Origin of the sequence: Halomonas sp. (genome assembly GCF_031581305.1) — a bacterium.
GTDB lineage: Bacteria > Pseudomonadota > Gammaproteobacteria > Pseudomonadales > Halomonadaceae > Halomonas.
The window spans coordinates 1-14292 of record NZ_JAVLBC010000072.1; the positions used below are offsets into that span (position 1 = coordinate 1).

The following is a 14292-nucleotide window of genomic DNA, read 5'->3' on the forward strand; positions in this document are numbered from 1 at the left end:
GGCTGCTGCTCACCTACCAGCTGATCATCGGCCGCTCCCTGGTAGCGATCCGTGACGTGCAGGCCCGCGCCCTGAGCACCAGCGAACAGCGCTTCCGGTCGCTGTTTACCCAGAACCCGGATGCGGTGTTCGCCATGGACCGCCACGGGACCTATCGCAGCCTGAACCCCATGACCCAGGCCATCATCGGCATGGGGGAACGCGACTGGCGTGGCCTGAGGTTACGCGACATCATGCACGAGGAGTCGACATCTGCCGCCGACCTGCAGCGCGTGGAGGCCGGCTTCCAGACGGCCGCCAGCGGCCGGCCCGACAGCCTGACCATGCGCTACCATCGCCGGGACGCCGCGCCCCAGGACCTGGAGGTGACCTTCCTGCCGATCCTGGTCGATGGCCACGTCGACGGCGTCTTCGGGATCGCCAAGGACATCAGCGAGCGCCTTTCCGCCGCCCAGCGCCAGCGCATCCTGGAACGCAGCCTGGAGGCCAGCAACAACGCCGTTGTCATTACCGACGCCCGACAGCCGACCCACCCGGCGGTCTACGTCAATCCCGCCTTCACCCGCATCACCGGCTACCTGGCCAGGGAGGTGCTGGGCCACTCACCCCGCTTCCTGGGGGGACCGGACACCGATAGCCGGGATGTCGCGCAGATCCGGGCCGCGCTGGCCGAAGGGCGCACCCTCTCGATCACCCTGCGCGCCCATCGTCGCGACGGCTCGCCCTTCTGGAATCAGATCTTCCTCTCGCCGGTCCATGATGACGACGGCGTAGTGACTCACTTCGTCGCCATCATGAACGACATCTCCGAGCGCAAGGAGCAGGAGAACCAGCTGGCCTATCAAGCCACCCACGACGCCCTCACGGGACTTGCCAATCGCGCCCTGTTCAGCGACCACCTGAGCCACGACTTCGCCCTGGCCCGCCGGCACTCACAGATCCTGGCGGTGCTGTTCATCGATCTGGACGAGTTCAAGCCGATCAACGACACCCTGGGCCACAAGGTGGGTGACCAGTTGCTGATCAGCGTTGCCCGCCGCCTGGCCAGCGGCCTGCGTGCCAGCGACACCCTGGCCCGCTTCGGCGGCGACGAGTTCGTGCTGCTGCTGCCGGATCTCGACCATCCCGGCGAGGCCGAGGAGGTGGCCGAACGCCTGCTGCTGGAGCTGGCCCGCCCCTACAAGGTGAACGGGCATGAGCTGCATATCTCGGCGAGCATCGGCATTGCCATCAACGACGAACCCCTGGAAGACCCCGAGAAGCTCCTGCAGCATGCCGACATGGCCATGTACAAGGCCAAGCAGCAGGGGCGCAACGCCTTCCAGCGCTATACCGGCGATCTGGACAGCAAGCTCTCCCAGCGGGTGACGCTGCGCAACGAGCTGCAGGAGGCCCTCGACCATGACCAGCTGGTGCTGCACTACCAGCCGCTGCTCGATGCCACCGGCCGCGTCGACGGGCTGGAGGCGCTGGTACGCTGGCGCCACCCCACCAAGGGGTTCATCTCCCCCGCCGACTTCATCCCGCTCTCCGAGGAGACCGGTCAGATCATTCCGCTGAGCCGCTGGGTGATGGCCCGGGCCTGCCACGACGCCCGCACCCTGGTCGACCAGAGGCTGCTCGCGGGACGCATGGCGGTCAATCTCTCGCCGATGCAGTTCCACAGGCCGAGTTTCCTGGCCACCCTGAGAAGAGTGTTGGACGAGACTGGCCTGGCGGCCTCGCACCTGGAGCTGGAACTTACCGAGGGCATCCTGATGCGCAATACCGAAGGCGCCATCGACATCCTCAACGCCCTGAGCGGCATGGGCATCAGCACCGCCATCGACGATTTCGGCACCGGCTTCTCGAGCCTTGGCTACCTGCGCACACTGCCCATCGACAAGATCAAGATCGACCGGACCTTCGTCAAGGACGTCACCGTCAGCCACAAGGATGCTGCCATCTGCCAGGGGGTCATCACCCTGGCCCGGGAACTCGACCTGAGAGTGGTGGCCGAGGGGATCGAGACGCACGATCAGCATGACTACCTGAGGCATCACGGCTGCGAGGTCTTCCAGGGGTATCTGTTCGCCCGGCCGATGCCGCTGGACGCGCTGGTCGAGTGGCTGGCGTCTCGGCCCTCAGACTGAAGCGAGGGATCCCAGCAGTTCGTCCGCCAGGGTTGCATCGCCCAGTTGCCTGAGCCCCGCCCACAGGGTCACCTGGTTGGCGGTCAGCACCTCTCGGCCAGCCTCGTGACTCAGGCCCTCGCGCAGGAACAGCGAGTTGACCGCCGTATCGGGCACCAGCAGGGGCCGCGAGTCGTCGGGGTAACGGGCACAGAAGCGACGCACTTCCGTGAGGAGGTCGGCCCGATGCGAGTCGGCGGCATAGGGACAATCCAGTGCCTTGTCGTTGACTACGCTGACACCGCCCTCGCGCAAGAAACTCACCAACCGCAGGGTCACGTCGTCCGGATAGGGGCTGAGCAGATCCACCCGCGCATGACCGAGGGCGGCCAGCGCCTCGTGGAAGGCCAGTGCCGTGCTGGTAACCGGCACGCCCAGCCGGGACGCCAGGGCCACACTCTGCTCCCGAGCCCAGTCGAGCCCGCCGATGAAGCTCGCGCTGGTGCAGGCCCATACCACGGCCTCGGCACCGCCCTCCTCCACCAGCGACCTGCCCACCGGGGCCAGTCGCTCCACCTCGCCCAGCGACAGCAACGCCGCCGGCACATGGTGGCCGTCGCTCGGCACCTTGCCCACCCGGGTCCGCGGCAGTCCGGTCACCTCGTCGCCGAGGCGGTACCACTCGTAGTCATCCGGTCCGTCGTCGGGCAGCAGGATGCCCAGGCAGGATTCTTGCGACATGCGATGACCTCCCGGTCGGGCTGTAGGCGTTGTACGGGTAGCTATTACACAACGGGTCAGGAGCTGTCCTTAGGCTACCGCAGTTCCCCCGGCGTCTGGCAATGCCCCTTAAGGCTCAGGATTGCCACGCTCACAGGAACTCACGTGTGGCCTCCAGCACCCGGCCATCGACCGTGCGCTGCAGCTTGTCCTCGATCTCGCTGCACAACGACGCCACGTCCCGTGACGAGGCAGCCACCACCACGAAGGTCCACTCGCTGGCCTCGTGGCGGTCAAGCTCGCCGCTCTCGCAGACGGCGATCGACGGATGGCGGCCGAAGCGCTCGTGCAGGCCGCCCATGCGCTGGCGCTTCTCCTTCAGCGAGCGGCAGCCCGGCAGGGCAAACGTGAGGGTAAGAACGGCGATATGCATGGTGGACTCCTTTCACCCGGGGGGGCATCGGCTAGTAAGCGCCTGACCCGCTGGGCGCCTACCCAGTCTTCAGAGAGCATAGTAGCCTTTTCCCATCACCTGCCCCGACGGGGATCAAGATCACTTCAGGAGACCCCATGATCCAGCTCCACCACTGTGTCAGCGCGCGCTCCTTCCGCCCCCTCTGGATGCTCGAGGAACTGGGGCTGCCCTATCGACTGGTCCTGCACGACTTCCCGCCGCGAGTCCATGACGAGACCTTCCTGGCGACCAACCCGCTGGGTACGGTGCCCGTCCTTTTCGACGGCGAGGTGGGCATGACCGAGTCGGCGGCCATCTGCCAGTACCTCGCCGCTCGCCATCCCGAGGCCGGCCTGGACGTAGCCAGCCCGAACCCTGCCTATGGCGACTACGTGAATGCACCCACGAATCATGCTGCGCATTGATTCGGGGCTTCCCGCTCTCGCTGCCAGAGCGTTGAGAGCGTGACCGGCATTCTCGGTTTGCCAGGGGAGCTTTTGCCCACTGGCAACTGCCCGTCCTTGCGGCGGGTCAGCTGGTGTTTCCAGGCCCAGTAGCGGGCGCCGATATTGTAACTGGCATTGAGATCCGCGTTGTACTGCTTGCCGCTCTGAAAGGTGGCCAGTTCGTGCTGTGCCTTATCCCGCTTGATGCGACCCGAGCCGTCGAAGGCCCAGGTGGTGGAGGACTACAGCCGCTGGTTCCTCTCCCGGCTGCGGACCCTGGAAACACGGCGCTGGCTCTGCGCCGAACGCTTCACCGCCGCCGACGTCTCGGTGGGCTACGCCCTGCTGCTGGCCAGCCACCCTAGGACTGGAGGAACGCTTCAAGCCGAGCGTGCGCGACTACTGGGCACGCCTGCAGGCCCGCGAGGGTTTCCAGCGCGCCCTGGAGGTCCAACATGCCGCCGCCGTAGCCCAGGGCATCTCACCGGCGGCGGCCATGGAATTGGGCTGAACCGGGATGGCCACGGCATGGCATCCGACCAGCGGCCGGGGGTATCCTTCTGCCAGGCACATGACCACGTCCCGGAGCCGGCCAGCCATGCATACTCCCGCCCTCGCCATCACCCGCACACCGCTGGTCGCTGTCTACGGCACCCTGAAGCGCGGGCTGCGCAACCACCACTGGTTGGAAGGCGCCCACTTCCTGGGCGCGGACCGCCTCACCTCGGCCACCCTCTACGACCTCGGCCCCTACCCCGCGGCCAAGCCCGAGACATCCCACGGCATCGAAGTGGAGATCTTCGAGGTTACCGCCCGGCTGCTGGCCGGCCTGGACCGGCTCGAGGACTACCGCGTGCGGACGCCGAAGCATGGCGACTACGAGCGCGTCATCCAGGTCACCGCCTTCGGTCCCGCCTGGTTCTACCTCTACAACCGCAAGGTGGCCGGCTGTCCGGTGATCCGCGAAGGGGCCTGGCGGCCGCGTTAGCCCCACGGCTGTGGTATAAACACGGACGCGAAGGCCCCCTACCAGCACTGTTACCAAGGAGACGGCCATGGTCCGCTTCATCTTCACCCTCGCCGCGCTGGCTGGCCTGGCCTATGGCGGGCTCTACGTCTACTACGGCATGGAGATCAAGCACGCCCTCGGCCAGCGCCTCGACGACCTCGGTCTCAGCGCCGTGGAGGTCAGGCGTGTCGACTTCGCGTCCAGGGCGCCCCTGGCCAGCGACACCCATGTGACCGCCGAGCTGACCTACGGCGGCGCCGAGGCGAGCCTCGACATCCGCGTGATCGGCCATCCGCTGTTCTCCGAGGAAACCCGTCTGGAGCTTTACAGCCTGCAGGCCCTGCGGCTGACCCTTGGCACCGGCGGCTGAACCGGGGCGCGCTAGAGATTGAGGAGGTGTGGGAAGCAAGAGCGAGAGTTCATCGAGGAATGAAGCTCATTTTCTCCGAGCACGCCTGGCCGGAATGCCGCTACTGGCAGAAGGCCGACTGGAAGGTCCTGCGATCTATCGAACCGGGCCTACAGTGCGACAACACGGTCACGTCCTTCCGACTTCGCTCGGTACATCGCATCATCAACACGGGTCACGATCTCATCGCGCATTTCTCCCGCGATATAAGACGAAGCACCAACGCTGATCGTAATATGACCGGGCCCGGAGAACTCCGCCTGCGCTATTGCATTTCGCAGCTTCTCCGCTGCCTTAATCGCCGATCCGCCTTCCACTTCTGGCATTAACACCATAAATTCCTCTCCGCCCCATCGCGACACAATGTCCGATTGTCGAACCGACTGAGTCGCGAGTTCCGAAAGCTGCCTCAAGACTTTGTCGCCTACGGTATGGCCATAAGTATCATTGACATATTTGAAATGATCGACATCAAACATTAGAAGCGAAAACCCCCGCCCGTATCGATTTGCCCGGTAAATTTCGCCATCAATAGCACCCTCACACCAGTGCCTATTATAGAGACCCGTGAGACCATCTCGCTCCGCCTGCACGCGGAGCGCTTCCTCTAATTTCTTTTGCGTCGATATATCACGCATGATCGTGGATAGGTGACTAACCTTGCCGTCTTCGTCATAGTGCGAAAATATGATTTGCGATACAGGTATTTCATTACCCTCTTTATCCACAAGAGCCGTCTCTGCTTCCCAAAACCCTTCTCGGATGGCAGTATCGAACCCTTCCTTAGCGACCTTATCGGCTGCCCATCTCGGATGACCGAATCTGCCACCTTCCAGGCCAGCGATTATCGGGCAATTCAATGGATGTTTTGACAACGGCAAACCCGTAAGCTCGCGTCCACCTCGATTGATGTACAAAATCTCTCCATCGGGCTTGGCAATGGCGATAAAGTCCGGCGTCGCTTCCAGTATTTCCAGAAGCCTATTTCGCGAATCTTCTAACTGCTTGCGCTCACTGATATCATCAAATACAGCGACATAATATTCGACCTGTCCCTCTTCACCACGTACCGCCGTTATGGACTCCCATAGCGGATACGCCTCGCCACCTCTACGCTTATTCCACAACTCTCCCTTCCAGTAACCAAAACGGTGAATCTCGCGCCATAATTCATAATAAAAATCATCGTCCTGTAGTCCAGACTGAAAAATCCGCGGATTGCCTCCCAGCACCTCCTTCGGGCTATAACCGGTAACGTATGTGAATGCTTGGTTGACCCGCAATATTTGCCCGTCTGCGTCCGTAATCATTGTCGCCAGGCCCGTATCGAAGGCTATCGCCAATAGATTGAGCTCCTTTGTGCGTTCTTCCACTTTTTTTTCTAGGTGCTTGTTCAGGTAGCGCAGGCGCTCCTCACGATGACCTGCCACCCAGGCGACCCCCCCCAAGAAAATGGGCGCCATATCGATCATGTACAAAAGCGGGTGGCGATTGTGAGCCTCAATTAAGAAGGCTCGTATTCCGGATACGCCACCGAACTCTTCCGCATAGATCCATAACTGAGCTGCGACAGGGAAAAGGGCACCAAATAGAGTTCCCAGAAGCGTGTAAGTCAACGTGGCTGGAAATTTATGCTGATTAAATCGACTTTCCATGATTTCCGGTAATTCCCCCATTTTTTGGTAACGCCAGAGGTGGAACTCAGGCAGCCATGGCGGTCTTCATCCTCGGGATGATTCCGCCCAGGGCCATGTTTGGCCTTTCGTTGTTGTACGTCCACAGCCACTCGGTCGCGAGGTCCCGGACCTCGCCGATGCTGGCGAAGATGAGCTGCCCCAGCCCGTTGTATCGAACCGTGCAGTTGTAGCGCTCGATGTAGGCATTCTGCTGCGGCTTGCCGGGCTGGATGTGATGGATCTCGATGCCGTGCTGTTCCGCCCAGTTTAGAGTAAGCGGTCCACAAACCCAATCTGTGCCGGCCTGACTTAGGCCGGTAGGGTATCTTTCCAGCACCAGGGCAGCAGGCTGTAGAGGTCGTTATCCTCGCCAAGCGTTGGCAGGGTCTCGAACACGAATTGCAGGTAGTCGTAGGGTGACGGGCCGTTGGCCTTGGCCGCCTCGATCAGGCTGTAGATCGCCGCACTGGCCTGCGCACCACTCGCCGTGTAGCTGAATAACCAGTTCTTGCGGCCCACCAAGAAGGGACGGATGGCGTTCCCGGCCGGATTGTTGTTCAGCGGGATCACCCCGTCATCGAGGAAGCGCGTCAGGCGGTCCCACTGGCCGTCGATCTGCTTACGCATATCGAGCGGCTCGCGGCACAGATAGACCCGCAGTTCGGTATCCGGTCGGATCATCGGGCCACCTCCACGGCGACAAAGCGCAGCGACCGATGCCGCGGTGGCACGGGCACATCCTGCACCACCGGGCGCTGGTCCACGCCAGGATCGACGCGAGTTCCAGCCCCTGCTCCTCGACGTACTCACTCAGCGCCAGTTACCGAGACGACGCATGGAACAGATGGCCCAACCAGTAGGCCTGCGTCGAGGTCAGCTCGTTCATGGTGTCCTCCTATCCAGCAGAGGTCACCAGCCTGACCGAAACTGCTCAGCTCAAGAAGGTAGGGGTGATGGATCGTATATGGAGTCCTCCCCGTCTACAGCCAGGAAGAACTCGACGAGATCGCCGACACACTGAAAACGCGGACGCGCAAGACACTGGACTGGCGCACGCCGCTGGAAGTTTACGCCGAGGTGCTCAAGAAATCGATCGCTGGCCCGAGCACCCTTCAATAGGGTTGCGCTTGGAACTTGAGACCGCCACCGTTCGCGGTGGATGGCCACGCGTTCCTCGCGACTGAGCGGCGGCAGCGCGAAGGCGATAGTCGATCAACTCGGCACGGGCACCGACATGAAGTCGAAGGCCTTGCCGGCCAGGGTGGCATTGACGGCGCGGCGCTGCTCCAGGTCGTCCCGGTACTTGAGGAACAGCAGCCAGAAGGTCTGCTCGGTGTAGTCCAGCTCGGTAACACAGCCGGCCTCTTTCCACAGCACATCGTCGATGTTCTTGAAGGTCTGCTCGAACAAGGGGATTCGCGGGTCCTTGCGATGAGAATCGTGGCAACAATGCCACACCGCGGCGTCGGGAGCGCCAATCACCAGTGGCGGAGAGATTCGCGCTGCAAGCAGCGCTCCCACGAATAGCGGTCGGGTGCCATGCGTGGGGCTCTCACGAAAACCGGAAAGTGGCGTGATATGCTCGGGGCACATCAACCGGCATTCCTGCCGATCATCAAGGAGAGCAACATGGCTCAGGCAAGCGCACGTCATATCCTGGTAGACAGCGAAGCAAAGTGTAACCAACTCAAGGCCGAGATCGAGGCCGGTCGCGACTTCGCCGAGGTCGCACGTGAGTACTCTTCCTGCCCGTCCGGCAAGCAGGGCGGTGAGCTCGGCACCTTCGGCCCCGGCCAGATGGTGCCGGAGTTCGACAAGGTGGTGTTCGAGGATGAAGTGGGCAAGGTGCATGGCCCGGTGAAAACCCAGTTCGGCTACCACCTGCTGGAGGTCACCGAGCGCAGCTGATCGCACGACTCGCGCTGATCGACGCCGTGCATGGCAGCCATGCACGGCTTTTCTTGTACAGCCCCTGTATCACCCCACCAGTCGCGTTAGACTAGGAAACCTAGCGATCACCACAGGAGGAGCCGCGAATGAACGACGAGGCCTTTCAACACAGCATCCGCAAGCTGCTGAAGACCGTGGGAGTGAACTCCCAGCAGGAGATCGAGAAGGCCGTGCAGCGCTCCCTCGCCGAGGGGCATCTGGAGGGCAACGAGACGCTCCCGGCACGGGTGACCGTGGAGGTGGATGGCCTGAGCCTGGCGCTCGACTTCGACGGGGACATCACCCTTGAGTGATGCACCGATGATCCGAGTCGAGGGGCTTTCGAAGATCTTCGCCGATGGCTTCAAGGCGCTGGTGGATGTCGACCTCACCATCCAGCGGGGCGAGATCTTCGCCCTGCTCGGCCCCAACGGCGCGGGCAAGACGACCCTGATCAGCGTGATCTGCGGGCTGGTCAACGCCAGCCGTGGCCGGATACTGGTAGATGGCCACGACAACGTCGCCGATTACCGCGCCGCGCGGGCAATGATCGGCCTGGTACCCCAGGAGCTGACCAACGAGGCCTTCACCACGGTGTGGGATACGGTGAGCTTCAGCCGCGGGCTGTTCGGCAAGCCGAAGGATCCGGCGCACATCGAGAAGGTGCTGCGCTCCCTGACGCTGTGGGAAAAGCGCAACAGCCGGCTGCTGGAGCTCTCCGGTGGCATGAAGCGGCGGGTGCTGATCGCCAAGGCGCTCTCCCACGAGCCTCAGGTGCTGTTCCTGGACGAGCCCACGGCGGGCGTGGACGTGGAGCTGCGCCGCGAGATGTGGGAGGTGGTGCGCGGGCTGCGCGACCAAGGGGTGACCATCATCCTCACCACCCACTATATCGAGGAGGCCGAGGAGATGGCCGACCGCATCGGGGTGATCCGACGCGGGGAGATCGTGCTGGTGGAGAACACCCATGCATTGATGCACAAGCTCGGCAGCAAGGAGCTGACCCTGCACCTGCAGGAGCCGCTGGAAGCGGTGCCGGAGTCGCTGGCGGGCCACGGCCTGACGCTTGTAGAAGAGGGCCACGCGCTGGTCTACAGCTACGATGCGGCTCGCCATGAGGGGGGCTCGACGATCTCGGGGCTGCTGGCCGATCTCGAGGCGGTGGGGCTGCGGGTCAAGGACCTGCACACCCGCCAGAGTTCGCTGGAGGACATCTTCGTCAGCCTGGTCCAGGAGCGTCAGTGACCATGAAGCGTTTCAACCTGCAATCCGTCAAGACCCTCTATCTCGCCGAAATGGCGCGCAGCCTGCGTACCGTGCTGCAGAGCATCGTCTCGCCGGTGATCTCCACCTCGCTCTACTTCGTGGTGTTCGGGGCGGCCATCGGCACGCGCATCAGCGAAGTGGATGGCGTCAGCTACGGCGCCTTTATCGTCCCGGGCCTGATCATGCTGATGCTGCTCACCCAGAGCGTGGCCAACACCTCCTTCGGCATCTTCTTTCCGCGCTTCTCGGGCTCGATCTACGAGATCCTTTCGGCGCCGATGTCGTATGTCGAGGTGGTGCTGGGCTATGTGGGCGCGGGGGCCACCAAGTCGTTGATTCTGGGGTTGATCGTGCTGGCCACGGCGCGGCTGTTCGTGCCCTATTCCATCGAGCATCCGCTGATGATGCTGGTCTTCCTGGTGCTCACCGCGGTGACCTTCAGCATGTTGGGCTTCATCATCGGCATCTGGGCCGATGGCTTCGAAAAGCTGCAGTTGGTGCCGCTACTGGTGGTCACCCCGCTGACCTTCCTCGGCGGTACCTTCTACTCCATCGACATGCTGCCGCCCTTCTGGCAGACAGTGACCCTGGCCAATCCGGTGGTCTATCTGATCAGCGGCTTCCGCTGGAGTTTCTATGGCATCAGCGACGTCAGTCCGCTGGTCAGCCTGCTGGTGATCCTGTTGTTCCTGGGGTCGGCGTTGGCGGTGCTGCGCTGGATCTTCAAAAGCGGCTATCGCCTCAAGCCGTGAGGGTCAGCTAGACATGATCCTTCTCAGCACGTGCCAATGTGGCACTCCCTCTGCCCCATTCGAATGGAGGGGGCACGCCGACACCGCCCTTGACTATGCTGTACGTTGACGCATAGCTATCTGGAGGTGCTGAATGCCCCGCTTGAGCCGGACCTTTTTCCTGCTGCCCGCGGCGCTGCTGCTGGGCGCTACCCCCGCCATAGCCGAACGCGTGGGGGTGATGGTTCTCGATGCCTCGGGCTCCATGTGGAACCGCATGGACGGTGACATCACGCGCATCGAAGTCGCCCGTGACGTGATCGACGAGTATCTTCAGGGGCGCGACCCGGAGGTGCCCCTGAGTGTCCTGGCCTATGGCCACAATCGCCGGGGCGATTGCGGGGATATCGAGGTCATCGCCGCCATGGAGCTCCAGGACGCCGATACCCTGGCGGACCGGATACGTGCCTTGAACCCACAAGGCATGACACCGATCGCCGACAGCCTACGTCTCGCCGCCGAGCAGATCCCGCGCACTGCCGAGGCCGCCGATATCATCCTGGTGACCGATGGCCTGGAAACCTGCGAGGGCGATCCCTGCGCTGAAGCAGCTCGGCTGGCGGAGAAAGGGCTGGCGATTCGTGCCCATGTGGTCGGCTTCGGGCTTACCGACAGCGAGATCCAGCAGCTTTCCTGCGTGACCGAGCAGACCGGCGGGGAGCTCTTCCAGACCAACTCCGGCGCCGAGCTGGCACGCGCCCTGAGCCAGGTGGAGCAGGCCGCTGCCGAGCCCGTCGCGGAACCCGAGCCAGAGCCGATGCCAGCCGCCGAGCTGACCGCGCCCGACGAGGCCCCGGCAGGTTCGGTGATCGAAGTCGCCTGGACGGGACCCGATGACGACAGGGACTACGTCACCATTGTCGAGGCCGGCGCCCCCGAGGGCAGCCACACCGACTACACCCGCACCCGCCACGGCTCGCCGCTGACGATCACCGCGCCGGATGCGCTCGGTAACCACGAGATCCGCTACGTGCTCCAGCAGTCCGGACGTACCCTCGCCCGTCAGCCCGTCACCCTCACCCCGGCGTCCGCCAGTGTCACGGCCCCCGAGGAGGCCGTGACGGGCTCGGTGATCGAGGTCGACTGGCAGGGCCCCGACAATCCCCGGGATTACATCACCATCGTCGAGGCTGGCGCCCCCGAGGGCAGCCACACCGACTACACCCGCACCCGCCACGGCTCACCGCTGACGATCACCGCGCCGGATGCGCTCGGTAACCACGAGATCCGCTACGTGCTCCAGCAGTCCGGACGTACCCTCGCCCGTCAGCCCATCAGCCTGATTCCCGCCACGGCTCAATTGATGGTCAACGAGCCCATCCTGCCGAGCGGCGAATTCCAGGTGGAGTGGACGGGCCCCGACAACCCCCGGGATTACATCACCATCGTCGAGGCCGGCGCCCCCGAGGGCAGCCACACCGACTACACCCGCACCAGCCACGGCTCGCCGGTCACCCTCGATGCCCCGGAAGAGCCGGGCGACTATGAGGTCCGCTACGTGATCCAGCAATCAGGAAGGACCCTGGCCAGCGTGCCGGTCAGCGTGGGGGCTGGCGAGATCAGCCTGGCAATCGAGGGCACCCCCGAGGCGGGTGGCGTGGTCACGGTGAACTGGCAGGGGCCGGGCCGTTACGAGGACTTCATCCAGATCGTCGAGGTGGGTAGCCCCGCCGACGACGATGCCATCCGCGAGGCACGCGCCTCTCAGGGCAGCCCCGTGCAACTGTTCGCGCCTAGCACAGCGGGCGACTACGAGGTTCGCTACAAGGCCTCGGACAGCGGCGAGGTACTGGAGCGGATCACATTCAGCGTGGAGTAGCCCCGGCTTCGCCGGGACGCGTTAGCCGGAAGCTTGAAACATGCCGAGCTCCCAAGGCTGGGAGGTCCGTGGGTCAGACCCGAGGGGGGCTAGCCACCAAGCGCTTCCGTGAACATGCTGCCACGGTCGCGGAAAAAAGCGCGAGCAGACCTCAACGAGCGGCCTGCTCGCGCACGGCTTCCAGATCCCATGCCTTGAGCAGTTCCACGGCGGGTTCCTGCGACTCCAGCCCCTGGCCATTGATCTGTACCAGGATACGGCCATCCATCAGGAAGGAGACTTCGGCGTTGCCGCGCTCGGGTTCCCACTTGAGCAACGCGGAGTCACGCCCGATGCGGATACGCTCCATGTTGGGCTGGGCAGCGATCAACGCCGGATTGTTGAACATCGCCGACATGGCCTGAATCATGGGGTTGTCGATCATCAGCTGGGCCTGCAGCGTGCCGTTTCCCGCTTCCTGGCGATATTCGCGTTCCAGCATGCTGCTTCCCCCGCCGAACATCGCTGCTGCGCCGCTGCTTCCGCCGGATGCCACCTCGCCGGCACTCCAACCTTCGGGTGCCTCGGGGAAGGTCTCGGCAATGCGCCCCGACATCAGCTTGCGCAGATCGTTGATGGCGAACTCCAGCTCGGTGATCGCCGCGCCATACTCCTCTTCCTGGTAGAGCTCCAGCCCCAGCTCGATCTGCTCGATTACCTCATCAGCCTGCACCTTGGCCGCAGTGAGGGTGCCCAGGGAGGCGACCAGCGCCCCCGAGGTCAATAACAGCACGCTTCGCTTCATGATGATCTCCATGACATCTGATGGGCCCGGCCCTTGGCTCAGGACCGGGATCCGGTGGGTGATACATCGCCCTCGATGACGGCCTCTGGCTTGGCGGACTGGCTCGCCTTTTCCTTGAGCTTGCGGAACTTTCTCGACATGCCTTCCAGGCGCGTCTCCCACTCCGGATCCGGCTGCTGTCCTTCGATCACCTTGAAATAGACCTGCATCATGCAAGTCACGGCGAAGGGCTCCAGCAGTGCCACCTTGACGCTCCAGGCGAAGACCAGCGCCACGACCACGCCGGTGGCCGACCAGCCTCCCGGTATCATATAGGCGACCAGTGCCGCTGGCGCCAGCATCACCAGGAAGATGACGAACGCCAGGCCATAGACGATCAGCGTCAGCCAGGCGGCGTTCTTGAGCATGGGCTTGGCATTCTGGCCATACAGCACCAGCCCTTCCCTGGAGGCCTCCCAGGCATTGTCGGCCCGGGTGCGAATGCAGTAGGCCAGGATCACCTCATCGATAAAGCCGACCGCGATGCGCAGAAATCCTTCAACGATTCGCAGTACCTGCTGAGCACCGGGTACCGGCAACAGCCGAAAGAGGCTGCGAAACAGTCCGGTAATCGTACGCAATACGCCCTTGATCAACTGGTCGACGGCGAACAGCAGGCTCGCCTGGCCGAATCGCTCCTTGACCGACTCGCTGGCGTGCTGGATCTGACCGCGTCCCTGGGGCAGGGACTGGCCATCGAGGAGCTCGACCAGCACGGCGATGTGCCCCGCCTTGACCAGGTAGAGCAGGTATTCGCGCAGCACATACATGATGGCGCCCACGATACCGAAACCGACGACCCCACCCCAGAAGGTGCTCGCAGCACGGAAGCCTTCATC

15 protein-coding genes and 3 pseudogenes are annotated in these 14292 nt (G+C 63.4%); 10 read left to right on the top strand and 8 right to left on the bottom strand.

The features are described from left to right. A partial coding sequence (locus RI841_RS07830) for an EAL domain-containing protein (RefSeq protein ID WP_310705039.1) occupies nucleotides 1–2132 on the top strand: 2132 nt, incomplete at its 5' end. Here the strand turns inward: RI841_RS07830 and RI841_RS07835 are convergent. Further along, nucleotides 2124–2852, bottom strand: coding sequence for a hypothetical protein (locus RI841_RS07835; RefSeq protein WP_310705040.1), 729 nt, complete (start codon nucleotides 2850–2852; stop codon nucleotides 2124–2126). The two genes, RI841_RS07830 and RI841_RS07835, sit on opposite strands and share 9 nt — an antisense overlap. Nucleotides 2853–2982: 130 nt before the next feature. After that, nucleotides 2983–3264, bottom strand: coding sequence for a DUF503 domain-containing protein (locus RI841_RS07840; protein WP_310705041.1), 282 nt, complete (start codon nucleotides 3262–3264; stop codon nucleotides 2983–2985). Nucleotides 3265–3401: 137 nt separating this feature from the next. Between RI841_RS07840 and RI841_RS07845 the strand changes: the two genes are divergently transcribed. From RI841_RS07845 to RI841_RS07855, 3 genes are all read left to right on the top strand, one after another. Beyond that, nucleotides 3402–3710, top strand: coding sequence for a glutathione S-transferase N-terminal domain-containing protein (locus tag RI841_RS07845; protein WP_310705042.1), 309 nt, complete (start codon nucleotides 3402–3404; stop codon nucleotides 3708–3710). 619 nt (nucleotides 3711–4329) lie between these two features. Beyond that, on the top strand, nucleotides 4330–4719 hold the full coding sequence (locus RI841_RS07850; protein ID WP_310705043.1) for a gamma-glutamylcyclotransferase family protein: 390 nt from the start codon (nucleotides 4330–4332) through the stop codon (nucleotides 4717–4719). A 67-nt stretch (nucleotides 4720–4786) separates the two neighbouring features. Next, nucleotides 4787–5110 carry a hypothetical protein gene (locus RI841_RS07855; protein WP_310705044.1) on the top strand — a complete coding sequence of 108 codons (324 nt, stop codon included), beginning with the start codon at nucleotides 4787–4789 and terminating at the stop codon, nucleotides 5108–5110. Between the two features lie 149 nt (nucleotides 5111–5259). Here RI841_RS07855 and RI841_RS07860 read toward each other — a convergent pair whose 3' ends face one another. The 3 genes and pseudogenes from RI841_RS07860 to RI841_RS07870 form a co-directional block, all read right to left on the bottom strand. Further along, nucleotides 5260–6825: a diguanylate cyclase gene (locus RI841_RS07860; protein ID WP_310705045.1), complete on the bottom strand. Its 1566-nt coding sequence runs from the start codon at nucleotides 6823–6825 to the stop codon at nucleotides 5260–5262. A 25-nt stretch (nucleotides 6826–6850) separates the two neighbouring features. Beyond that, nucleotides 6851–7126, bottom strand: a pseudogene (locus RI841_RS07865) (transposase); the annotation flags it as partial. Nucleotides 7127–7134: 8 nt separating this feature from the next. Then, nucleotides 7135–7446, bottom strand: a pseudogene (locus RI841_RS07870) (transposase); the annotation flags it as partial. A gap of 351 nt (nucleotides 7447–7797) precedes the next feature. On the opposite strand from RI841_RS07870, the pseudogene RI841_RS07875 reads away from it, so the two are divergent. After that, nucleotides 7798–7944 (top strand): annotated as a pseudogene (locus RI841_RS07875) (IS30 family transposase); the annotation flags it as partial. Nucleotides 7945–8037: 93 nt separating this feature from the next. Here the strand turns inward: RI841_RS07875 and RI841_RS07880 are convergent. Continuing rightward, a complete protein-coding gene (locus tag RI841_RS07880; RefSeq protein WP_310705046.1) occupies nucleotides 8038–8235 on the bottom strand; it encodes a type I restriction-modification system subunit M N-terminal domain-containing protein in 198 nt (65 codons plus the stop codon). A 219-nt stretch (nucleotides 8236–8454) separates the two neighbouring features. On the opposite strand from RI841_RS07880, the gene RI841_RS07885 reads away from it, so the two are divergent. The 5 genes from RI841_RS07885 (at nucleotide 8455) to RI841_RS07905 (ending at nucleotide 12630) form a co-directional block, all read left to right on the top strand. After that, nucleotides 8455–8733 carry a peptidyl-prolyl cis-trans isomerase gene (locus RI841_RS07885; protein WP_310705047.1) on the top strand — a complete coding sequence of 93 codons (279 nt, stop codon included), beginning with the start codon at nucleotides 8455–8457 and terminating at the stop codon, nucleotides 8731–8733. Nucleotides 8734–8861: 128 nt separating this feature from the next. Then, nucleotides 8862–9068, top strand: coding sequence for a DUF6494 family protein (locus tag RI841_RS07890; RefSeq protein ID WP_310705048.1), 207 nt, complete (start codon nucleotides 8862–8864; stop codon nucleotides 9066–9068). A gap of 7 nt (nucleotides 9069–9075) precedes the next feature. Next, entirely contained in the window at nucleotides 9076–9999 is a 924-nt protein-coding gene (locus RI841_RS07895) for an ABC transporter ATP-binding protein (RefSeq protein WP_310705053.1), read from the top strand. A gap of 2 nt (nucleotides 10000–10001) precedes the next feature. After that, entirely contained in the window at nucleotides 10002–10772 is a 771-nt protein-coding gene (locus tag RI841_RS07900) for an ABC transporter permease (protein WP_310705049.1), read from the top strand. A gap of 133 nt (nucleotides 10773–10905) precedes the next feature. Then, nucleotides 10906–12630, top strand: coding sequence for a vWA domain-containing protein (locus RI841_RS07905; protein WP_310705050.1), 1725 nt, complete (start codon nucleotides 10906–10908; stop codon nucleotides 12628–12630). Nucleotides 12631–12781: 151 nt separating this feature from the next. On the opposite strand, the gene RI841_RS07910 is transcribed toward RI841_RS07905, so the two are convergent. Both RI841_RS07910 and RI841_RS07915 read right to left on the bottom strand, forming a co-directional pair. Further along, nucleotides 12782–13414: a hypothetical protein gene (locus tag RI841_RS07910; RefSeq protein WP_310705051.1), complete on the bottom strand. Its 633-nt coding sequence runs from the start codon at nucleotides 13412–13414 to the stop codon at nucleotides 12782–12784. A gap of 38 nt (nucleotides 13415–13452) precedes the next feature. After that, the coding region (locus RI841_RS07915; protein WP_310705052.1) for a hypothetical protein at nucleotides 13453–14292 on the bottom strand (840 nt) is incomplete at its 5' end.